The sequence below is a fragment of the Ulvibacterium sp. genome, from assembly GCF_028285715.1.
Lineage (GTDB): Bacteria > Bacteroidota > Bacteroidia > Flavobacteriales > Flavobacteriaceae > Ulvibacterium.
Genome location: NZ_JANQOO010000010.1, coordinates 404,085 through 427,586, shown reverse-complemented (window position 1 = coordinate 427,586; position 23,502 = coordinate 404,085). Strand labels below are relative to the sequence as shown.

Genomic DNA, 23,502 nt, shown 5'->3' with positions numbered 1-23,502 from the left:
TAGCTAATCTAATATCCTGTCCATTATCTTGTAAAGTTGATCAACTCGCGGCGGTAGGCGGTCAGCAATTTAGACTTGGACACAAAACCAAGATATTTACCTTCTTTAATTACCGGAAGATTCCAAGCCCCACTATCTTGAAATTTTCGCATTACCTTTTGCATCGAGTCCTCTCCGTAAAAAATATGCTCTGGAGGATTTCGCATAAAATTCCTGACCAGTGTCGTATCGTACATAGAAGTATCGAACATAAATTCCCGGATATCGTCCAACAATATGATACCGGCCAGGGCTTGTTTTTCGTCTACCACTGGAAAAATGTTGCGGGTAGATTTTGATACCGATTGGTGTAGCATATCACCCAAGGTCATATCAGGGGATACGGGTTTGAAATTTTTTTCAATAACATCATCCAATTGCATCAAAGTAAGCACCGCCTGGTCCTTGTTATGGGTCAATAGAGCTCCTTGTTGCGCCAATTCCCTGGTATAGATGGAATGGTCGATAGCATTCTTGGTAATTAAATAAGAAATAGAGGCCGTAATCATAAGTGGGACAAAAAGAACATAGCCTCCTGTGATTTCTGCAATTAGAAATATTGCGGTCAACGGGGCATGCAATACGCCGGCTATAAGACCGGCCATACCGATTAATGTGAAATTACTTTCGGAAACGGAGATTCCCAATCCCGAATGGTTTATCACTTTTGCGACAACATTGCCTAAGGCACTGCCCATTACCATGGTGGGGATAAATATCCCCCCGGCACCACCTGCCGCCAAAGTAGTGGTCATAGCTACGGCTTTGAAAATAGTAATGCCAAAAAGTAGCGCTATTACCACCCAAATATTTTCAATATAGGCATCAAATGGTGTTCTGCCCAAGGCAACTGTATGTTCACCATCCAAAAGGTTATTGATGAATCCAAAACCTTCCCCATAGAGGGGAGGAATAAAGTACAACATTACCCCTATGGCCAAACCGCCTACAAGCAATTTGTACTTTGGACTCCTGAAAGGCTTAAAGAGTTTTTGAATGCCAAAGTACATTTTGGTGAAATATATGGAGGCAAAAGCGGTCCCCACACCGAGAACAATATAGAACAGTGTATCCTTTACCTCAAAATCCTCTGTGATCGTAAAGTTAAAAAGGGCCTCGTTGCCTAAAAAGAAGTATGAGGTAAGTACGCCGGATATTGAGGCCAGTAAAAGAGGTAATACGGATAACATGGTCAAGTCTAGGCTAAACACTTCTACGGCAAAAATGATAGCGGCAATGGGAGACTGAAAAATAGAGGCAATAGCCCCAGCGGAGGCACAAGCGATCAATAAGGAACGGGTCTTGGTGTTGATATGGAACAACCGGCTCAAATTGGAACTGATTGCGGCCCCAGAGGCTACAGCTGGCCCTAAAAGACCAACGGAACCTCCAAAACCCACAGTCAGCGGAGCAGCAATCAATTGGGTATAAATATGTTTGGGCGCAATGATGCCTTTCTTTTTGGATAGTGAAAAAAGAATTGAGGAAACGGCATGTTGCAGTTTTTCCTTGTGTACAAATTTAACGTATAGATACACGAGTGCCAGACCGATTATGGGTAACACAAAATACATCCCATAGTTGGAAAAAAGGATGCCTCTTTCCAGGGAAGATTCTATAAAATACGTGATGTTCTTGAGGGTAACCGAAGCCAAACCGGCCAAAAGGCCAACTACCACACTAAGTATTTGGATAAATGTTTTGTTGGAGATGTGCTTATATCTCCAGACCAACACACGTTTTAATAGACTTTTCTTAGGGTAGGGCATTGCATCCATCCATTGACTAAGGGCAAAGGTATCCAATTTCCATTGAAGAAAACTGCAAAGCGTACCTCAGTGGGATCCCTAGTACTGCAACTGAAACTCGAAAGGTTCCGCCGATAGGAGTGCTCCGTTTTTGATTACATCGAATTGTAATACGTAGGTTCCTTCTGGTAAAATCTCTGTTGGAAAGGAAATCCACATAAAGCTTCCCCGGTGAAACGAATTTCTGATCGGGGGATCCTCAATGATTGTAAAACCCTCCTCGCAGCTATTTGCCAAAAACGAATTGACGTCATCGGTGTCATGGACCCTCTGATCTAATAGCGTGTAAGTTGGTGTGGTTATAAGCGGATTCTCTACACTTGTAATTTTAATCTGATATTCTTCAGGTTTATTAAAGTCGGTTTCTGTCCTAATTGATGAATCCCAAAAAAATCCCTGAAAAAGCAGTTTTGTCTTGTCCGTTTCACTACAGGGCACTATCTTTTGAAAATTCAGCACATCTATTTTTGGCTTCGGATTAAATAGACTAATGGTACCAAAACTACCGTTATAATAGTCATTGAATCGAAGTGTTAAAGTTGCTTCCAACTTTTCTTCATAGACGAACGGATCAAACAAGTTGGGCAATTCATCCGAAGGCATGATTAGTAGGGAATCCTTAGAGATAATGGTAACTTCCGTAGGAATACTGTCGTTTTCACTTTTGAAAAATGTAACAATACCATCTTTTACCTCGTTGTAGTTATCATCACCAAATATGTTGGTAATCAAGATACTATTGGGATTTTCTTCCCGTATAAACGTGTAATTAAAAGGGAGTGTTATAAAATCTATCTCTTCACCTTCCTTTACAAAATTGTTTACCTTGAATACGGGCTTTACGAGATAAGCAGTCCCACGATCAAGATTGTTGATTTCCACCACCTTTTGATTTTCAATGGGGGTTTCTAGAATATACCAGTCTTCATCGGTAACCTTCTTGTACCAAATTTCTGTTGCCAAATCCCCTCCATTTGTCGTAAGATTTGAATAGGTATATTGAAGCTCTATTGAAGTAGAGGTGATTTCACCAATACCGGAAGTCAATCCTTCCAGGTCTATTTTAGCCTCAATGGGCACGGTATCTGTACTGTTTTTGCTACAACTAAGGGATAGGACGGTAAATACTACTAAAATAGTTCTCATGGTACGCTGTTAAGTGTCCTGCCAAAGAATACGGGACTTTGTCCCAAACCCGGTTCAACTTACTAGGTTCGAAGTTTTAGCCCCAACTCATCCAACTGCTCTTGGTCAATAGGAGAGGGAGCATCGATCATTACGTCCCTACCACTGTTGTTTTTGGGAAAGGCAATAAAATCCCGGATGGTTTCCTGTCCGCCTAAAATTGCAACCAAACGATCCAGACCAAAGGCTATACCACCATGGGGAGGAGCGCCATATTGGAACGCATCCATCAAAAATCCAAATTGGGCGTGCGCCTCTTCTGGAGTAAAGCCCAAATGTCGGAACATGGTGGCTTGGACATCCTTGTCGTGGATACGGATGGATCCACCGCCAATTTCATTACCGTTCAAGACCAAATCATAGGCATTGGCCTTTACAGCTCCAGGATCCGTTTCCAATAATTCCAATTGACCTGGTTTTGGCGAGGTAAACGGATGATGCATGGCATGATAGCGACCCGTTTCCTCGTCCAGTTCCAACAAAGGGAAATCGGTGACCCAAAGCGGGGCAAATTCGTTGGACTTTCTAAGCCCCAAACGCTCCGCCATTTCCATACGCAATGCGCTTAGTTGGGCGCGGGTTTCATCGGTGCGGCCAGACAGTATACAGATGAGGTCACCGACCTTGGCCCCAACAACTTTCGCCCAATTGGCTAGGTCATCTTGGTCATAAAATTTATCTACCGATGATTTAAAGGTACCATCCTCATTACATTTTACATAAACCATTCCCTTTGCACCGATTTGGGGGCGTTTTACCCAATCTATCAATTTATCGATCTCCTTTCGAGTATATTCGGCACCATTGGGAACGGCAATACCACCTACAAATTCGGCCGAATTGAATACGTTGAAATGCCTATGTTGGGCGACTTCATTTAATTCACCCAGTTCCATGCCGAAACGGATATCTGGTTTATCGTTTCCAAAGCGCCTCATGGCTTCGTCAAAAGTCATTCTGGGAAAAGCATCTATTTCAACTCCGTTAATTTCCGCCAACAAATGTCGCGTAAGGCCTTCAAAGGTATTTAGTATATCTTCCTGTTCCACAAAGGCCATCTCACAGTCTATCTGAGTAAATTCGGGTTGTCTGTCCGCTCGCAAATCCTCGTCCCGAAAACATTTGACAATCTGAAAGTATTTGTCCATTCCCCCTACCATCAACAGTTGCTTAAAAGTCTGTGGCGACTGGGGCAAAGCATAGAATTGTCCTTCATTCATTCGGCTGGGCACTACAAAGTCTCGGGCACCTTCAGGTGTGGATTTTATCAAATACGGTGTTTCCACCTCAATAAAACCTTCCTCTGAGAGATATTTGCGTACCTCTATAGCTACCTTACTGCGAAAAATAAGATTGTCTTTGACCTGGTTTCTGCGAATGTCCAAATAACGATATTTCATTCTCAGATCCTCACCGCCATCGGTTTCATTTTCAATAGTAAACGGAGGTGTTTTGGACGTATTGAGAATGATAAGTTCATTCACCAAAACCTCTATATCCCCGGTAGGAAGGTTGGGATTTTTGGAAGCTCTTTCAATAACCGTTCCTTTCGCCTGGATTACAAACTCCCTGCCTAAATTCCTAGCCTTTTCCAATAAGTCCTTGGAAGTACGTTCTTCATCAAAGACCAATTGGGTAATACCATAGCGATCTCGCAAATCTACCCAGACTACAAAACCTTTATCCCTGGTCTTTTGAACCCAACCGGTAAGCGTAACCAGAGTATTGCTATGGGACTCCCTCAATTCACCGCAGGTATGACTCCTGTACATAATATTGTGGTTTAGGACGGCAAAGTTAAGAAGTATCCCTGTTTAAAGGATATGTATTTCGTCCCATTTTTCCCAAAAAAGGACGAAAAGAATCAAAAACTGATAAAAGTCATAAACATATATAAATGAGAGTGTTATATTCACAATGTAAATTTAATGTTAATTAAAAGTTATGCAAACATGTTTTTTGTGTAAAATAAATGTATCTTTGTAACGTTCATATTGAATAGATGCGAACTTAAATCCGATAATATTATGAAATTAATTACTACAGTATTGGCACTTATATTCAGCTTAGGAATCTGTGCCCAAGAAAATAAGCCCACTTTTGAAAAGGAAGGTGATTTAACGAAGGCCACGTATTTTCACGATAATGGCGAGATAGCACAAACCGGCTATTTTTTAGCAGGAAAACTGCACGGACAATGGACGATGTTCGATGAAGCCGGGAAAAAAATAGCAAAGGGAAACTATGAAATGGGCAAGCGGACCGGAAAATGGTATTTCTGGGAAGGGGAAGTCCTCAAAGAGGTGGATTTTGCGGATAACAGGATTGCCAGTATAATAGAATCCTCGGATACAAAACCCGTTGTTATAAACTAATACGAATTTACGAGGTGAAATAGAAGCGGCCCCGATAAGGGGCCGTTTCTATTTAGCGTAAGAAGAGATTTTACTAAGCAGCAACTTCCAGCTCTTTTTCATCACTTACTTTGGTCGTTTTCCCGGTTCCCCATATCCGTACCTTAATGCGGTAGGTGATATTGAATAGTACGGGAACTATGATCAAGGTAAGGAAGGTAGCCACTATCAATCCAAAAATAACCGTCCAAGCCAATGGACCCCAGAAAATTACATTATCCCCACCCATATAAATTTTGGGATTAAATTCAGAGAAAAGGGAGAAGAAGTCGATATTCAAACCAATGGCCAACGGAATCAGGCCTAGGACAGTAGTAATGGCGGTCAAGATTACAGGACGTAACCTCGCCTTACCTCCTTGTACAATTATTTTAGTAACCTCCTCCATACTCAACAAATCCTTGTCATCCATACCCAACTGAACTTTCTTACGGTCGATCAATATCTGGGTATAGTCAAGAAGTACCACCCCGTTGTTGACCACGATTCCGGCTAGGGAAATAATACCCATCATGGTCATCATAATTACAAAAGGCCAACCGGTCAACATTAATCCGCCAAAGACGCCGATGAAGCTCAAGAAAATAGCAATCATAATAATAAGCGGTTTGGAAATGCCCCCGAACTGGAAAATTAAGATAAGCATAATCAATCCCAAACCACCAAAAAATGCTCCGACCAAAAATTGCATTTGTTTGTTCTGTTCTTCAATTTCACCTGTAAAGTCTATTTTCACTCCTTCCGGAATACCATTGAAATTCTTCATTTCTTCTTGGACCTGAGCTACTACCTCGGCCGGATTGCCCCCTGCCTTTAGTCCGGAATATACGGTAACCACGCGATTCCCGTCCCTGTGTTTAATAGCACTGAATCCGGAGGAATTTCGTTGTTGGGCCACAGCCGACACCGGTACTTCCTTGATCTGCCCGCTTGCTTGATCTCTAAAAATGATATTTTGATTGAACAGGGCATTCTTATCGAACCGAATACTTTCATCAAATCGGACATTAATATCGTAATCTTCACCATCCAATTTGTAGACCCCTGCTTTCTCACCAAAAAGCGAACGTCGCAACTGGGTACCCACTTGTCCCACGGCAACACCAAGTTCCCCTGCCTTTTCACGGTCAACAACCACTTGTACCGAGGGTTTACTTTTGTTCACGTCAATTTTCAGTTCTTCTATAAAAGGAATGCTCTTGGTATTGATGAAGTTCCGGATTTCCTCCGCGGTGCTGATCAGTTGATCGTAATCTTTTCCTTCCAATTCTATGTTTACCGGATAACCGGCCGGTGGGCCGTTATAATCTTTTTCAACGGAAATGGTAACTCCGGGATAAATACCTTTTAGATTATCCTGAATGGCACCCCGTAGTTCCTCGGTATCCAGTCCGTTCCGGTATTTGTATTCACGCATGGAAACCGTCACTTTGCCCCTATGAGGCATTTCGGCGGAGGAACCTCCATCCGTCTGGGGGTTTCCTGCACCCTCACCAACTTGGGAAACCGCGGATTCTACTAAATAGCTTTCTTCCCCATTTCGATACTGTGGCCTATTGACTACCTCATATACCCTTTTTTCAACACTCTGGGTCAATTCATTCGTTTTTTCGATTGAAGTGCCTTGCGGATATTCAATATATACATAGATTTCATTTGGGGTATTGTCCGGGAAGAATTCGATTTTTGTCCGTCCCGCTCCTATGGACATCCCGAAGAGCATAAAGGTTGCCACCAATAAGAAAACGGTAATACCAAAATACCAGTATACATTTCCTCCTTTTAAGGCGTGCTTTATCTGCTTCTCGTAAAAGTTCTCGAATCGTGGCATAATCCTATTCTGAAATCGGTTGGCCCCTGGTTTCAGGAAGTACTTGTATACCCAGAACATTATAGCGGTGAAAACTATGACCGTACCGAGCCCGCGAACTGTACCACCCACAATGAAAATAAAAATACCGATGGCTACCAAAATACCCGTGGTCCGTATCAATTGCTTCAGGTCGAGTTCCTTTTGACCGGTTTCCATAAACTGGGATACCAGCATGGAATTCATGAAAATGGCTACGAACAATGAGGATCCCAGAACAACGGACAACGTCAGCGGAAAGAAAATCATGAACTGACCAAAGATTCCGGGCCATAATCCCAGTGGGACGAAGGCAGCGACCGTGGTCACCGTGGAAATGATAATGGGAAAAGCGATTTCCCCAATACCTTTCTTGGTGGCTTGGACCCGTGACATGCCCTCGCCCATTAAACGATATACATTTTCCACGACCACAATACCATTATCCACGAGCATTCCCAGACCCATAATCATTCCGAACAGGATCATCGTATTGAGGGTATTCCCAAATAGATTCAATATGGTGAACGAAATGAACATGGACATTGGGATGGCAAAACCGACAAAAAGGGCATTGCGAAATCCAAGGAAAAACATCAATACGGTTACCACTAGGATAATCCCGAAAATAATGTTGTTCACCAAATCATCCACTTGGTTCAAGGTTCTTCCCGAAGAATCATTGGCGATGGAAATATTAAGATCGGCCGGATAATAATTCTCCTTTGCCTCTTTTACGAGCTCCCGGACTTTGGTGGTAGCCTCGATCATGTTTTTGCCCGACCGTTTTTTAATATCAAGCATAACCACACTTTCACCAAATTCCCGGGCGTAAGTGGTTTTTTCCTCTTCATCGAAGGAGACCGTAGCAATGTCCTTCAGGTACACTGCCCCATTCTCGGATTTAACGACAAAATCATTCAGCTCCTGGGGATCATCTACTTCCCCGAGTATACGAATGGTCCTGCGCTGCTCACTGGTCTTTATGTTTCCGGCAGACATCGTCATATTGCCATTGGCAATGGCGTTTATTACATCTTGAAAGCTTACTCTGGCGGCCATCATTTTGTAAACGTCCACCGCAACTTCGACCTCTTTTTCCTGTGCCCCCCTAATATCTACCTCCTTGATTTCTTGAAGGTTTTCTATTTCATCCTCTAGATACTCTGCGTATTCCTTCAGCTTTTCAACAGGGTAGTCTCCAGTGAAATTAACGTTCATTATGGGAAAGGACTCTGCCAAGTTAAGGTCAAAGATATTGGGCTCCACTTTGGCGCCATTAAAAGTGGGCCAATCCTCACTTGCCTTTTCAACGTCTACTTCGTCCTTAACGTTCTGTTTGGCCTGCTCTACCGTAATCTCTTCGTCAAATTCCACGGTAATGATGGAATAGTCTTCCTGAGAAGTAGAAATGGTCTCTACGACATTGCTCAGGTTTTTTAGTCGATCTTCCAAGGGATCTGTAACAAGCCGTTCCATATCCTCGGCCGTATTTCCAGGAAACAAGGTGCTCACATAAATTTTAGTTTCCACAATTTCCGGGAAATCCTCTCGTGGCATGGCCTGATAGGCCTTAAACCCTACCCAAAGGAAGATAGCAATCATTACATAGATAACCGAAGGGTTGTCTATGGCCCAGGAGGATAACCTAAACTCTTTGTTGGCGTTTTTCTGTTGTCTACTCATCGCTTTGCTAGTTCAATATTTTTACATTTTGCCCTTCCTTGATGTTTCGAGCTCCTTCCTCGATCAATAATTCTCCTTCCGCAATCCCGGAAAGTACCTCGACCATTCTACCCTGGGCCAGTCCGGTCTCAATTATCCTCCGATTGGCCGTGGCTTTGTCTTCACCCATTTTTTCCGCAACGTATACATATTGTTGCCCTTCGGCATTTTCGGAAATAATGCCCTGGGGGATTAGGATGGCCGATTCATTGGTATAATCGTTAAGACTCACCTTGGCAGTTAGATTCGGCTTTATATGACCGTTTTTGTTGGGAACCGATATTTCAACTCGAAAGGCCCTATTGCCGGGATTGATGAAATTTCCGGTTTGTCTTATCGTCGATACCACGGTATCTCGTAGGACTGGAAAGAAAACCTTGGCTTTCTTTCCTTCTTGAACACCGCTAAGATAATTTTCAGGAACGTCTACCTCCACGTACATGTCCGATAAGTTAACAATACGGAATACTTCGGAACCTACCCCAGGAGCCACTACCGTTCCCTGATCTTTTATGACATCATCGATAATTCCCGTAAAAGGGGCCCTAATCGATGACTTTCCCAGTTGGCTTTTTGCTTGGTTGACGGCACTCTCAGCTGCTTCATAATTGGATTTGGCCTGCAAGTACTGTATCTCTGAACCTATCTTTTGGTCCCATAGCCTTTTTTGCCGCTCAAAGGTGGTTTGGGCCAATGCAGCCTGAGTTTTCAATTGTGCCAATTGACTTCCCACGCCCCCATCATCTATGGTGGCCAACAACTGTCCTTTTCTAACTTTGTCCCCTTCCTTAACATAGACTTTTTGGAGGGTGCCCGACATCTCTGGGTAAATCAAGACATTTTGTTTTGTTTTTACATTGCCTTGAAGTTCTAAAAAGTGATTGAATTTTTCAGGGGTAGCGGTTAAAGTTGTAACCAGCGGTAGATTTTCCTCACCGGATTTAACCGCAATTACAGAATCCAAAAGCTTAATGCTGGATTCCAATTCCTTTTGTTTTCCGGCAATTTTTGTTTTTTCCGCACGTAGGGATTCAAGATTCCCTTCTGCGATCAAAGCCTCAAGAGATTGTTCGCCAGAACCCCCACAGGCCACAATCATCAGGACGGACACTAAAACATATATTGTCTTTTTCATTTTTTAAGGTTTATAGTTGATACGTTAAATACTTATTCGTTTATAATGGTTTCCAGATCGGTTTTCCTATTGATGACATCTACCATGGATTGAAGATAGCCTTGTTGTGCGTCATACAATTGAGTCTGTGCCTGCCTCAGTTCAAAACTACTGGCTATACCTTCGGAATACTTGATTTGGTTTTTGTTTTCGATACGTTCCGCCAATCGCAAATTTTCCTTGGCCGTTTCATATTCTTCGGTGGCAAAGATGAAATCACTTTTTGCCCTTTCCCATTGCAGTCTTATCTGTTCTTCCGCTTCCGACAATTGCGTCTTGGCTTTGTCAAAGGCAATTTTTGCACGTTGGGTACTTGCGCTTCTGCCCAAGGAGCTGAATATGGGAATGGTAAGGTCTACGCCAAATGTTGAAAATTCAAACCAATCCTGATCACTATTAAAAAATTCAAAATTATTCCCAAAAGCGGATGTGCCATAGTTGATGAAAGCGTTCAATGTTGGCAATGCCTTGCTTTTGGCCAATTTTAATTCGTAGAAACGTTGTTCATTAAGGTTCTGGACCAATTTGTAATCCACATTGTTCTCGATATTGAAATCGGATTCCAAAAGCGCAAACTGTATCTGGCTTTGTGTCAAGTTGTCCAGATTTTCTTCCAGTTTGGTGGGCGCATCTATATCTATGCCCATGATAAGATTCAGCATTTGCAACGTAATCTTTTCGAAACGTATGGCATTCTTCAGTTGGTTCTCAACCGAAGAAAGCGTTATTTCCAATTGCTCCACACTTTCCTCGTCCCCTAGACCATTTTCAAAGAGTTTTTGTGTTTCGTATAAATTTTTCTCCAAGGTGGCCTTGTTCTTTTCGGAAATTTCTACGCTTTCTTGTGCCAGCAAAACATTACCGTAAGCTTCCACTACTGCTTTCCTGACATCTAAATCGGTCTTTTCCTTATTATACTCGCTGTACCTTAAAAAAGCCTTGGTGGCCTGTACGCCCACGATATAGGATCCATCGAATATCTGCTGCTTCAAGGTTCCCGTAGCGATAATCTGCTGGGGCACACCAAAGACCACCGGTGTAAATGTGCCGGGTTCCCCATCCGGGAAAAATTCAGAGGGTATTAAAGAAACCGGTTGCTTCAATTGATTTTGATAATTTACGGTCCCATCGATTTGGGGAAGCCCAGATGCTATGACTTCCCATTTTTGTTTTTGGGCGTCGGTTAGATCCCTATTGGCATTAATGGAGCTATAATTGTTTTCCATGGCAAAGGCAATGGCCTCTTCCAAGGAAAAGCTATAGGTCTGTTCCACCTGTTCCTGTGAATATGCAAATGTACTGGCACAAAGTGCAAAGAACACTATAAAAAGATTCCTCATCTATTCCTGGTTTGAGTTGATAATTGCATTCAATATTTTTCGCCCCTTGGGCGTTACGATACCTCTAATATGATATTCCAAATAATTGTCCATTAAAGATTCCGTTGGAAACTTTTCTATTGGGAAAAGATTATGGTCCTTTATACTGGTAACCCCGAAAAAGTAAATCCGCGCAACAAAACCGATATCCAGATTTTCCCGGTATATGCCTTGTTCCATTCCCCTTTTAATGTTGTCTAAGACACGGTCCTGCATCATTTCGAATTGCTTTTGCTTGATGTTTTCGTGAATTTTGGGATAATATTTTTGCAGTTGATACTGCGGGGAAGACTTTTCGCCCTTTAAATGAAGCATCAGGAATTTTTTGATTTCATAGATTTCCTCAATTGGATTCTTTTTTAGGGAACAGATGTAATCTATACCCTCGGATACGCCACAAAAAAGATGAAAAGTGCTATCTTCTATGAGTTTTGTCTTATTGTCATAATGGGTGTAGATGGTTTTTTTAGAGATACCCATCTCGTTGGCCAAGTCGTCCATAGTAACGCTTTTGAACCCTAGGTTCAAGAACATATCCGTAGCCTTTTCTAAGATTTCTTCCTTCATAATAAGGCCGCAAATATACACTGGGAAACTTAAAACACATTAAAAGTTTCCAAAGTTTTGCAATTATTTAACATTGCCACTGACAGATATCATTGTTCCTCTTGTTTTTTTCGCTCCACATACTCCTTATAGGCATTTTCGCCTTCTTCTTTCCAGTAGCTGTCATAATATTTCCATTCTGAAAAATCATTTCTTGAGCCCCGGCACTCAATGGATTTCCATTTTCTTCCGGACTTTGATTTGCTTTTCGAATGGTGGCCTCCAAAGCTTCCAAAAAGAATTTTCGCCAACGCCAGAATACCAACGGCTTGCCAGTAAGTAATTTTGGTCAAACCAAAAATATCCGGCATTAGCCAATTCCAAAGCCACATGATGATATAGCCAAAGAGAAACACAAAAACTATGGCGGCTGTAATGGCGAAAAATACCTTGAATGCTTTGGTGACTTCTTTTTTTACTTTGGTCTTTACGACACGTTCTACATGATCTTCCATTTTTTTACATTTAATTATTGTTGTTTTTTTCTGATTTTAATTGTGTCAATAACAGTGCTAGGGCACGATGGCGCCTAGACATCAATGTTCCCTGGGGAACCCCGGTTTCATCGGACAGTTCCCTGTAGCTATAACCCTCAAAATCCACGGCCAATAAAATATCGCGATAATCAGGCTTTAAATTGAAGATTGCCCGTTTCAACTCGTTTTTCATATGATCTGAATAGGCATTGTCCGTTTTGCCGTAGAACACTTCCGCAAACTCCATAAACCGATCTTCTATTTCGCTTTCCAAACGTGTTTCGGACTTTTTGGTGCGCATTAGGTCAATAATCTTATTGCGTATGGAATTGTACACGAAACCAGCAATATTTTCAATAGGCGAAAGATTATCGGCCCTAGAAAAAAGCTTAAGGGCAACGTCCTGCACAATATCCTCGGCATCCCTATCCGCCGCATTATCTATTCGCGATTTTACATAGAATCTCAGCGAATGATATTCGTCGTTGAAAAAGGTTTTTAACTTGGTATAGTTTTCGGTATTCGAAACCATTCGAAAGTGAGTTATTGGAAAACTTCAATTATATAGACGAAGGTTTTCTAATCTATTGCACTTTATTTCACTTATTCACTACTATTTCCGGGGTGCACTGCATAAGATGTTGGCAATAGGTGTATTTTTGGGGAAAATTGTTACAATGCAATCCATAGAATTCTATCGTTCCGAGTTCATTTCGTATTTGGAAAAGAGAGTAGAGACTCAGGAGCCCAGAAACCTATATGAACCTATTACCTATATTCTGAATTTGGAAGGCAAGCGTCTACGTCCTGTTCTGGTTTTGATGGCCGCGGAAATCTTTGAAGTCGATTATAAAAAGGCTTTGGATGCAGCACTTTCTGTAGAAGTTTTTCACAATTTTTCATTGGTGCATGACGATATTATGGACCGGGCCCCGTTACGTAGGGGCAAACCTTCGGTACATGAAAAATGGAATATAAATACCGGAATTCTCTCAGGTGATGCCATGCTCATTGTTGCCTATCAGTTATTTGAGAATTATGAAAACCCAATGTTCAGGGATTTGGCAAAACTTTTTAGCAAAACAGCCTTGGAAGTTTGTGAGGGCCAGCAATATGACATGGATTTTGAGGAAAGGGACGATGTGACCATTCCCGAATACCTGAAGATGATCGAGTATAAAACGGCGGTACTTGTCGCGGCTACCTTAAAAATGGGTGCCATTGTGGCCAAAGCGCCAAAGGATGCGCAAGATGCGGTCTATGATTTTGGACTTAATCTAGGAATCGCCTTTCAAATAAAGGACGACTTTTTAGATGTCTTTGGTGATTCGGAGACCTTTGGTAAGCAAGTAGGAGGTGACATTATTGAAAATAAGAAGACATTCCTATACCTAAAAGCATTGGAATTAGCTAAACCGGAACAAAAAAAGGAGTTATTGGACCTGTATTCCATTAGACCTGAAGACCCCACTGCCAAAATCAATTCCATTAAGGAGATTTTCATCGATAGCGGTACGGCCAAAATTACGGAAACAGCTATTGAGGGCTATACCCAAAGAGCGTTTAAAAGTCTCGAAAGGCTGGATGTTCCCACCGATAAAAAGGCTTCACTACAGCAATTTGGTGAAAATTTAATGCGCCGCCAAGTTTAAAACAATCGTTTAAGGAGTGCCTTGGTAAACGGAATTTTTGGACTTCCCCAAATATTTCCCAAGTCTTCCCAAATGTTGGTTTCTTCATCAAGGAACTTAAAGACCTGTTGGGGCGTCCTATTTTTGAAAAGAGCTTCAAACACCTTAAATCCTATGGCATTGTTATCCTTTAGTACATCTAAAAACAACAAATCGTAATACCAAAATCTATTCTTAAAACGAAATGTGTTCAGGGGCTTACCGGTTTTCAGAAACTCCAAAAGAATGGGAACCTTTTTGGATGTACTCATAAAAGTGTAACCCGTGCTGGGTTTGGCCCAACCGCCCGCTGTTCCTATATGGTAAATCTTTGAGGTATTATGTTCACTAAAATTATAACAGGTCATGGGAATATTACCCTTTTCTGTTTCCATAATCTCAAAATCGGGACTCTTCAACTTAGATTTTAGATAGTCTACCAGGGCGTCTTTGTAGTCTTCCTCTGGAAGCAAATCCTCGGAGAATAGGGTATACTCCACTAGGGCTTCGGTCTCCGAGAAAGGTAGGACATAAATAAATCGAGTATTACCTTGTTGCGGAACTGAAAAATCCATATAGGTAGCTTGATTCACATCAAAAATAGGACGAGTGGTTCGCAAAAACCACCCAAGGAAATGCTGTTGTAGTACCGGATACTTCTTTTGCCCGGTAGCCATCCGATAGTCAAAAATACTGTTAAAGACCTGCTTTCCCCTATATTCCTTTTTTTCCGTAATCACCCTTACCACGTCCTTTCCTTCTTGAATTTTTGACACCTTTTCCTGGCTGAATATAATATTTGGGAAGCTCGAAATCCGACTGAAGTATGACGTATAAAAATCGATACCCTTGATCATTTTATAGGAATATGGCGCAATAGGAAACCGTTCGGAAAACCGTTGTCCGGAAAAATAAATATGGTCCCAGGTTTGGTGTACAATATCATCAAAATGGCCTGGTCCCTTTTCCCAAAAACACCAGGTGCGGTCATTGATTTTTTTGGCGTCCTTGTCCAATACTAAAATCGATTTATCCCTAAAAAAGACATCCCTGCCCATGGCCTCGGCCAACATAAGACCTGCGGCTCCCGCACCGATAATGATGTAATCAAATAGTGTATTTTCTTTTTGCAAGTGCCCGTTTTGCCTTTAAAAGTATGGAATATCCTCTGTTTGGCAATACTTCGGTTCGGCTTAGTCCTTTCTTTTTAATCTACTTTCCTGGGCTTTTGGTCGGAGGCGGGTAATCTTAAGTATAATCGATAGCACATTCCGAAAAACCCAGGAGACCTATAGCTGGCCCATAGATATATGTAGGGTCGGAAAAATACGGGCCGTTGGTTTTTTTAAGGAAAGCGGGACTTTACATTTCAGTGTGTACCAGACCTTCCAATAAGCTCACAGGTTTAGTGTTCTACTCATACCGACAAAAGGGACAAAAACCTGGGAAATGCAAGGAGAATAGATAATTAGATTTCTTTTTAATTATAGCAAAACAAATTTTTAGTGTTGTCTAAAAATTTGTTTTTACATATAAAAATGTATTTTTGTATAAAATGAAATTTGAATGACACTTTCGGAGGAAGACTATATTAAAACCATTTATCACTTGAGCAAAGGGGAGCTTACCAGTGTATCCACCAATTCCATTGCGGAACAAATGGAGACCAAACCTTCTTCGGTAACGGATATGGTCAAAAAACTTTCGGAAAAGGGACTGGTCAATTACAAAAAATACAAAGGGGTATACCTAACCGAGTTCGGTACGAAAACGGCTTTGACCTTGGTTCGAAAGCATCGTCTTTGGGAAGTATTCCTAGTCGAAAAATTGGACTTTTCATGGGATGAGGTACATGACGTTGCGGAGCAGTTGGAACACATAAAAAGTGAAAAATTGGTGGATCGTTTGGATAAGCATTTGGGATATCCGCAAGTTGATCCCCACGGGGACCCCATACCTTCAAAGGAAGGCGAATTTAAGAAAGCGATCAAAAAACTATTGAACGAAGTACCCATTGGAGCAGAGGGAATATGTGTCGGGGTCAAGGATTCCACACCCCCCTTCCTAAAATTCCTGGACAAGAACAATATCGCCTTGGGCGATGCCATACAGGTCTTGGACAAGGAGGAGTTCGATGGCTCGCTACATTTAAAAATTAAAGGCCGGGATATTCATATTTCCGAACAGATTGCAGCCAATCTCTATATTAAAATTACAGAATAGCTATGCAACAGGTAATCGATTATTTTGAATCCATAAACCCAATTTTAGCAGCGCTTTATGCCACTTTGTTTACATGGGGGCTTACGGCATGTGGTGCCGCCCTGGTTTTTTTGTTCAAGGGAATGAATAGGGCCCTTTTGGATGGGATGCTAGGTTTTACCGGTGGGGTTATGGTCGCTGCGAGTTTTTGGAGTCTTTTGGCCCCTGGGATAGAGATGAGTCCAGGGGAGGGCTTTGTAAAAGTGATTCCTGCGGCCATTGGTTTTTTGTTTGGGGCCATTTTTATCTATGGATTGGATAAAATTCTACCTCATTTGCATATCAATTTTAAGGAAAGCGAGGCCGAAGGTGTTAAGACCCCTTGGCACAGGACCACCCTACTTACCTTGGCCATAACCCTACATAATATTCCTGAAGGTTTGGCCGTAGGGGTACTCTTTGGAGGTGTGGCAGCGGGGTTTGAGGGAGCCAGCATTGGTGGTGCAGTAGCACTGGCCTTGGGCATAGGCTTACAAAATTTCCCGGAAGGTTTTGCAGTGGCTATGCCACTACGCCGTCAAGGCTTAAGCCGTTATAAGAGTTTTCTTTACGGTCAGGCCTCGGCTATCGTTGAGCCCATAGCTGGGGTTTTGGGAGCATGGGCCGTATTGACCTTCCAGCCTATTTTGCCTTATGCGCTCTCGTTTGCAGCTGGGGCCATGATATTCGTGGTGGTAGAGGAGGTAATCCCCGAAACGCAGCAAGACAGATATACGGACATTGCCACTATGGGTTTTATCGGGGGTTTTATTATTATGATGACGTTGGATGTGGGATTGGGATAAAACCTTATTCCCCTATTAGCCCAAAAGCGCCTTTGGCCAAAAACTTGCCGTTGGCATCCAATTTTTCAATGTTCCCAATAGCGGTATGACCGGCATGGGTCTGCCCTATTTGTACTTGCAGTTTCCTGAATTGATAATTGCCATCATTCTCGGAAACAAGGAGAAGTGCGTAGGTCTTGTCATCAATGGTCACAATAGCCTCCGAGGGAAGGGCAGGGGCCCGGTCTTCATCCGTAACAATGTCCGCCTCAACAAACATTCCCATTAGAAATCTGTTTTCCTTCTCGTTTTTTAGATGCGCATGGACTTGAATGGTACGATTCTCATTTATGGTCGTACCTACTAAATATACCTCTGCTTCGAAGGTCTCGTCCGAAGCTTCGGGAATCCTAAAATGTATGGGCTGTCCTTTCTCCACTTGCATAATGTCCTTTTCAAAAACAACCAATTCTAGATGAATATGTTCATTGTTCACAATTTCCAAAATAGGGGAAGAAGGAGATACGTAGACACCTTTGGATACCCATATTTTAGTAATGCTGCCTGATACAGGGGCATAGAGTGAAGTTGTAGCCGTGATATTCCCGTTTTCTACTTCTAATGGAGAAATATTCAGCATTTTTAATTGTTTTTGCAACCCATTATATCGGGCTTGAGCGGTTTTAAATTCACTTTCCGTCCTTAAATAGTTCTTTTGGGAGGAAATTTTTTCCTCAAAAAGGATTTTGTGTCGGTCGTATTCGGATTTCAGATAGACTAATTGCTCCTTTACTTCCAGATATTCTTGTTGCAGGGCAATAAATTCAGGATTTTCCAAAGTAACCAAAAGCTGGCCTTTGTTTACCTTGTCCCCAATTAAAAGTGGTGTTTTTTTGATGTAACCACCCATCATCGCATTTACAACCGCCATATTTTCGGGAGGGACATCTATTCTACCATTGGTACTTACGGTCATTGGAAAGGATTTTTCCTCCAAATGGCCCAACTCCATCCCATTTTTCTTAAACTGTTCCCTAGTTACGATAAATTCGTTGATAACCGTTTCCACATTCTCTTCGGAGGCCCCGGTACTTTTGTTTTCCCCACAGCCCAAAGTATTTAAAAGGGCCAGGGTAACGAGCGATATATAGGGTAAATGTTTCATAGATAAAATTTTAAAGGTTTAGATAGTTAAGTTTGATGGCCGTTTGGTTAAACAGGTCGAGATTATCCAAATAATCCAACTGTATTTCATAGGCATTTTCCAAGCTAAGTATATACTGGAAGAAATCGATTTCTCCGTTTCTAAAACTCGATTCCGAGGTCTTTAAAAGTTCTTCGGAGAGCTGATTTCCCTCCTTTTCATAATATTCCAAGGCTTTCATATGCGCTTTGTATTGGGCCATGAGTTCGTCATAACGGGCACTAAATCGAATTTTATATTCCTTGGATTCTTCTACGGCTATTTCCTCGGCTATCTTGCTGGATTTTATCCTTGCCGATTGACCGCTAAAGAAAAGGGGAATCTTAAGCCCTAATTGATAACCTATCAATGTGCCGTTTAGGTTAGGTGTGGTACCCTGAAAGTAGTTAAGGCCAATATCCGGTAGCAATTGTTGTGTGGCCAGGCTCCGTTCCGCTTGCATCAAAGTCGCATTGTTTTCATAATATCGGAGCTCGGGACTTAGGGCCATCTGGGGAGAATGCAAAACAAATTTGGTCAGTGGTATTAGGGCAATTGTCGGAAGGGAATCGGTCTGAATTACTCTTCTCAGGTTTGTCCTTGCAATGGCGATTTCCTGAATGGCACGTTCCAAACGAATAGTCATTTGTTGTTGTTTGGACTGTGCTGTAATCTTTTCTAGATAATTGGTTTCCCCCAGTTCAAAACGGCGTTGTGCCATTCGGGAGGAACTTCGGTAGAGGCTATCCAATCGTTTAAAAATAGCTTCCTTTTCCTTGGCATACAGGTAGGTGTAATATGTGGCGACCACTTCACGTTTTATAGTTTTTTGTACGATTTCGTAATGGTTTACCGCCATTAAGGCGCGAGCCTTATTTCGACGTTTTTCCGCGAAATACACGGTTGGGAACAGAAAATCTTGCTGTATTCCAAAAACACGAAGGGGCTCGTTCGTCAGCGTAAGGTTATTTTCGTCATATTGATAATAGATCTCGGTCTTATTAAAATCGAAGGCACTGGATATCAACGCGTCGGACTGTTCAACGTGTAATTTGGCCGCTTTTAGACCTGCATTGTTTTCCAGGGCTATTGATAACAAATCATCCAAGACCAATGGTCGTTCTTGAGCCCTTGCCATAGTGGGCAACAGGATTCCTGTCAACAACAGCATTACCTTGTTTCTTGTCTTCCGTTTTTTTGGGAGATTGGTTTTCGTGCCGCTAAAAATAATATACAGTACGGGTAGCACTATCAAGGTCAATAGCGTGGCCGTGACCAGCCCACCAATGACCACCGTGGCCAATGGCCGTTGCACTTCGGCCCCGGCACTGGTAGATACCGCCATGGGCAAAAAACCCAGGGACGCCGCCGAGGCGGTAAGCACCACGGCGCGTAATCTATCCTTTGTTCCTTGTTTTACAAGTGCTTCCATAGTTTTAAAAGATTGGTGTCCGAGTTCCTTAAAATGTTCCAATAGCACAATTCCGTTAAGCACTGCAATTCCAAAAAGAGCAATAAATCCCACTCCCGCCGAAATGCTGAAGGGCATACTCCTCGACCACAACAAAAGTACGCCACCCACCGCCGCCAAAGGAATAGCGGAAAAGATGAGCAAAGCTTCCTTAACGGACCTGAAGGCAAAATACAAGAGGATAAAAATCAATAAGAGGGCAATAGGCACGGCCACCCAAAGTCGGGTTTTGGCACTTTGTAGGTTCTCGAATTGCCCGCCATAGGTGATGGAGTACCCAACGGGTAACTGCAAATTTTCGTCGATTAATCGACGCACATCGTTCACCACGGATTGCAGGTCTCGATTACGTACGTTAATACCTACCACGATACGCCTTCGGGTATCGTCCCTGGAAATTTTGGCGGCCCCCTTTTGATAACTGATATCCGCCAGTTCCCTTAACGGAATTTTTCCCCCAGCGGGTAGGTCCACATACAGATTTTTGAGATTATCGATGTCTTTTCTTTGCCGTTTGTCCAACCGCACCACCAGTTCAAACCGTTTTTCCCCCTCATAGACATTACCTACGTTGCGACCTGCAAAGCCCATGGCCACCATGTCGTTCAAGTCGGCAATATTAAGCCCATATCGTGCTATTTTAGTCCTGTTGTATTTTACGTTCATCTGAGGAAGACCCACTATTTTTTCTACGGAAACATCGGCTGCTCCTTTCACGTTTTGGATCAGGTCCTTTATTTCGTTGCCCTTTTTACTTAGGATATCCAGATCTTCCCCAAACACTTTAATGGCAATATCTGCCCGCACGCCTGTAATGAGTTCATTAAATCGCATTTCTATGGGTTGTGTAAACTCTACCTCCATCCCTGCGATTACACTCAGGGCTTCCTTAAACTTTTCGGCCAATTCGTCCTTGGTCCTTGCGGAGACCCATTCGTTTTTGGGCTTTAGGATAATGATGATATCACTTTCTTCCATGGACATGGGATCCGTTGGGACTTCGGCCGCACCAATACGGGTTACTACCTGCTCCACTTCCGGGAAATTCTCGAGCAGGATGGTTTCGATTTGTGTGGTAATCTCCACGGTCTTTTCCAATGAAGTACCTGTTTTCAGTATGGGCTGTATTACAAAATCGCCCTCGTCCAAAGTTGGCACGAATTCCCCCCCCATTGAACTAAATAGAATTCCGGCCAGCACAAGCAATCCTCCTGAAATTCCAAGCACCCATCTTTTACTGCGCAAGGCCCAATCGATTACTGGCTCATATCCCCTGTTCAGTAGGTTCATTAACCGTACAGAAATATTTTTTTCAGCGGTTTTGGAAGGCCTCAAGAAAAGTGCCGCAGCTACTGGGACATAAGTAAAACATAGCACAATGGCACCAATAAGCGCAAAACTAAACGTAAGCGCCATGGGTTTGAACATTTTACCTTCCACCCCGCTTAGGGAAAGGACAGGAATAAACACGATGAAGACGATAAGTTGACCAAAAATGGCAGAATTCATCATTTTGGAAGTACTGCTCTCGGTAATGGCATCACGTTTTTTCTGTCGGTCGTTTTTAGAAAGCGCGACTAGTTGTGAACGTTGTTGGGTAATCTGAAAGGCAATGAATTCCACGATAATAACCGCACCATCGATGATAATTCCAAAATCAATAGCACCCAAACTCATGAGGTTGGCATCCACTCCAAACAGATACATAAGTGAAAGGGCAAAAAATAAGCTTAACGGAATTACCGATGTAACCACTAATCCGGAACGTAGATTGCCCAAGAGCAGTACTACAACAAAAGTAACTATGAGACAACCCAAGACCAGATTTTCGGTTACGGTAGACGTGGTCTTGGCAATGAGTTCGCTGCGGTCTAGGAAGGCGTTGATATAAACGCCTTCGGGCAGCGTTTTGGAAATACTGGCGACCCGTTCCTTTACGGCATCGATAACCTTTTTAGAATCGGCATTCTTCAGCATCATCACCTGTCCCAATACCTTTTCGCCCTCACCATTTCCTGTAATGGCACCAAACCGAATGGCACTACCGTATCCTACTTCGGCAATATCCTTAATGTAAATTGGGATACCGTCCCTAGTTTTTACTACGATTTCTTCAATATCCGATAGCGAAATAACAAGCCCTTCACCCCGTATAAAATAAGCTTGATTCCTTTTTTCTATATACCCACCGCCCACTACATTATTATTGTCCTCCAATGCGGTAAAGACTTCTCTGGCATCAATCTCCATAGCATTGAGCTTTTCGGTATTGAGGGCCACCTCATATTGTTTTAAAAAACCACCCCACGTATTTACCTCCACCACGCCTGGGATGCCCGAGAGTTGACGTTTTACCACCCAGTCCTGAATAGTCCTGAGGTCGGTCACCGTGTACTGATCTTCATAGCCTTCCTTTACGTCTAGGATGTATTGATAAATCTCTCCTAGCCCTGTCGAAATGGGTCCCATTTCAGGTGTTCCGAAACCTTCCGGAATTTTTTCAGAGGCCGATTTTATTTTTTCGGCAATGAGTTGACGGGGTAAATACGTGCCCATATCATCATCAAAAACGATGGTTACTACGGAAAGTCCGAATTTGGATATGGAACGGATTTCCTTAACTCCGGGGAGGTTGGCCATTTCCAGCTCCACGGGATAGGTAATGAACTGTTCCATATCTTGGGTAGAAAGATTGCGCGATGTAGTAATGACCTGTACTTGGTTATTGGTCACGTCGGGAACGGCGCCAATAGGTATTTGGGTCAAGGAGTACAACCCAAAACAGATAAGAAAAAGGGTAAAAAGGAGAACGATAAACTTATTACGTATACTTAATTTAATGATTCGCGATAACATAATCCACTGAATAAGGGTTATGGCAAACTAATGTGAATTTGTCTGCCTAAAAATGATGTATGTCAGTAAGGATTATGCGTATCGTGGGGGTTGGAAAAGTCCATCTCCAAGTAGGGGAGAATACGAATCGGCATAATGAAAGTTGCCGGAATCATGGGACATTATTTCCACTTGGGAAGTATAGGGCAGCGGGTCGTTGATAACGAAGGCTGAAAGTGAAAGGGAATAGTATTGATGTTGAAAGGGAAGCTCCTCATGGTCCTTTTGTTCTTCCTGATGTTTTTGATTGTGTTCGGTTTTGAGTTCCCCATAATGCTTGGAAAGAAAGACCCAAAAACTATCGCCATACGCCTCGGCATGAAATTGGGCGTGCTCGATGAGTTCGTCCAATTCCACCAAATCGTTGACATGGATGTTAAAGCTCTGAAAAAGAATGAGCAAGGATATTGTTATGGAAATAAGTTTTGTCATCTTCTACGATTCCTAAAGATACGATTTTCCGAGGAGGTATGAAAAGAATTAAGATTCTCTTTGTCCATTAAAGACATCATTTAGTAGCTTTAGGGACTAAGGGAGTGTTGGGTTATTGCTTTCTTTTTTTACTATGCTTAACAAAGCTTGCTATGGCTTGCGAAATTGAC

General features: G+C 42.4%; 17 protein-coding genes. 4 read left to right on the top strand and 13 right to left on the bottom strand.

The annotated features are described in order from the left end of the window. Positions 1-23: 23 nt before the first annotated feature. From Q0993_RS05165 to aspS, 3 genes are all read right to left on the bottom strand, one after another. Positions 24-1,808 carry a chloride channel protein gene (locus Q0993_RS05165; RefSeq protein WP_299530321.1) on the bottom strand — a complete coding sequence of 595 codons (1,785 nt, stop codon included), beginning with the start codon at positions 1,806-1,808 and terminating at the stop codon, positions 24-26. 78 nt (positions 1,809-1,886) lie between these two features. Further along, on the bottom strand, positions 1,887-2,993 hold the full coding sequence (locus tag Q0993_RS05160) for a hypothetical protein (protein WP_299530319.1): 1,107 nt from the start codon (positions 2,991-2,993) through the stop codon (positions 1,887-1,889). Between the two features lie 62 nt (positions 2,994-3,055). Next, the gene (gene aspS, locus Q0993_RS05155; RefSeq protein ID WP_299530317.1) at positions 3,056-4,804 is read right to left on the bottom strand and encodes an aspartate--tRNA ligase; all 1,749 of its coding nucleotides are present in this window, start codon (positions 4,802-4,804) and stop codon (positions 3,056-3,058) included. A gap of 255 nt (positions 4,805-5,059) precedes the next feature. Here aspS and Q0993_RS05150 point away from each other — a divergent pair, with 255 nt between their 5' ends. Continuing rightward, positions 5,060-5,407, top strand: coding sequence for a nicotinic acid mononucleotide adenyltransferase (locus Q0993_RS05150; RefSeq protein WP_299530315.1), 348 nt, complete (start codon positions 5,060-5,062; stop codon positions 5,405-5,407). A 73-nt stretch (positions 5,408-5,480) separates the two neighbouring features. Here the strand turns inward: Q0993_RS05150 and Q0993_RS05145 are convergent, their stop codons facing one another. The 6 genes from Q0993_RS05145 to Q0993_RS05120 form a co-directional block, all read right to left on the bottom strand. Next, complete coding sequence (locus Q0993_RS05145; RefSeq protein WP_299530313.1) at positions 5,481-8,981, bottom strand: efflux RND transporter permease subunit; 3,501 nt, start codon at positions 8,979-8,981, stop codon at positions 5,481-5,483. A 7-nt stretch (positions 8,982-8,988) separates the two neighbouring features. After that, positions 8,989-10,155 carry an efflux RND transporter periplasmic adaptor subunit gene (locus tag Q0993_RS05140; RefSeq protein ID WP_299530311.1) on the bottom strand — a complete coding sequence of 389 codons (1,167 nt, stop codon included), beginning with the start codon at positions 10,153-10,155 and terminating at the stop codon, positions 8,989-8,991. Between the two features lie 32 nt (positions 10,156-10,187). Further along, positions 10,188-11,534 (bottom strand): TolC family protein, encoded by a 1,347-nt coding sequence (locus Q0993_RS05135; RefSeq protein ID WP_299530309.1) that lies wholly within the window; start codon positions 11,532-11,534, stop codon positions 10,188-10,190. Next, positions 11,535-12,140 (bottom strand): TetR/AcrR family transcriptional regulator, encoded by a 606-nt coding sequence (locus tag Q0993_RS05130; protein ID WP_299530307.1) that lies wholly within the window; start codon positions 12,138-12,140, stop codon positions 11,535-11,537. An 89-nt stretch (positions 12,141-12,229) separates the two neighbouring features. After that, positions 12,230-12,634 carry a hypothetical protein gene (locus tag Q0993_RS05125; protein WP_299530305.1) on the bottom strand — a complete coding sequence of 135 codons (405 nt, stop codon included), beginning with the start codon at positions 12,632-12,634 and terminating at the stop codon, positions 12,230-12,232. Between the two features lie 10 nt (positions 12,635-12,644). Beyond that, on the bottom strand, positions 12,645-13,187 hold the full coding sequence (locus Q0993_RS05120) for an RNA polymerase sigma factor (RefSeq protein WP_299530303.1): 543 nt from the start codon (positions 13,185-13,187) through the stop codon (positions 12,645-12,647). Between the two features lie 145 nt (positions 13,188-13,332). On the opposite strand from Q0993_RS05120, the gene Q0993_RS05115 reads away from it, so the two are divergent. Then, positions 13,333-14,307 carry a polyprenyl synthetase family protein gene (locus Q0993_RS05115; RefSeq protein ID WP_299530301.1) on the top strand — a complete coding sequence of 325 codons (975 nt, stop codon included), beginning with the start codon at positions 13,333-13,335 and terminating at the stop codon, positions 14,305-14,307. On the opposite strand, the gene Q0993_RS05110 is transcribed toward Q0993_RS05115, so the two are convergent. Next, positions 14,304-15,458 carry a lycopene cyclase family protein gene (locus Q0993_RS05110; protein WP_299530299.1) on the bottom strand — a complete coding sequence of 385 codons (1,155 nt, stop codon included), beginning with the start codon at positions 15,456-15,458 and terminating at the stop codon, positions 14,304-14,306. The two genes, Q0993_RS05115 and Q0993_RS05110, sit on opposite strands and share 4 nt — an antisense overlap. A gap of 433 nt (positions 15,459-15,891) precedes the next feature. Here Q0993_RS05110 and Q0993_RS05105 point away from each other — a divergent pair, with 433 nt between their 5' ends. Together Q0993_RS05105 and Q0993_RS05100 are read left to right on the top strand one after the other, a co-directional pair. Continuing rightward, positions 15,892-16,548: a metal-dependent transcriptional regulator gene (locus Q0993_RS05105; RefSeq protein ID WP_299530297.1), complete on the top strand. Its 657-nt coding sequence runs from the start codon at positions 15,892-15,894 to the stop codon at positions 16,546-16,548. A gap of 2 nt (positions 16,549-16,550) precedes the next feature. Next, the gene (locus Q0993_RS05100; RefSeq protein ID WP_299530295.1) at positions 16,551-17,372 is read left to right on the top strand and encodes a ZIP family metal transporter; all 822 of its coding nucleotides are present in this window, start codon (positions 16,551-16,553) and stop codon (positions 17,370-17,372) included. A 4-nt stretch (positions 17,373-17,376) separates the two neighbouring features. Here the strand turns inward: Q0993_RS05100 and Q0993_RS05095 are convergent, their stop codons facing one another. The 3 genes from Q0993_RS05095 to Q0993_RS05085 all read right to left on the bottom strand — a co-directional run bounded on the left by Q0993_RS05095 (position 17,377) and on the right by Q0993_RS05085 (position 23,332). Next, complete coding sequence (locus Q0993_RS05095; RefSeq protein WP_299530293.1) at positions 17,377-18,516, bottom strand: efflux RND transporter periplasmic adaptor subunit; 1,140 nt, start codon at positions 18,514-18,516, stop codon at positions 17,377-17,379. 10 nt (positions 18,517-18,526) lie between these two features. Beyond that, positions 18,527-22,861, bottom strand: coding sequence for a CusA/CzcA family heavy metal efflux RND transporter (locus Q0993_RS05090; protein ID WP_299530291.1), 4,335 nt, complete (start codon positions 22,859-22,861; stop codon positions 18,527-18,529). A gap of 72 nt (positions 22,862-22,933) precedes the next feature. Beyond that, positions 22,934-23,332 carry a hypothetical protein gene (locus tag Q0993_RS05085; RefSeq protein WP_299530289.1) on the bottom strand — a complete coding sequence of 133 codons (399 nt, stop codon included), beginning with the start codon at positions 23,330-23,332 and terminating at the stop codon, positions 22,934-22,936. Between the last annotated feature and the right edge of the window lie 170 nt (positions 23,333-23,502).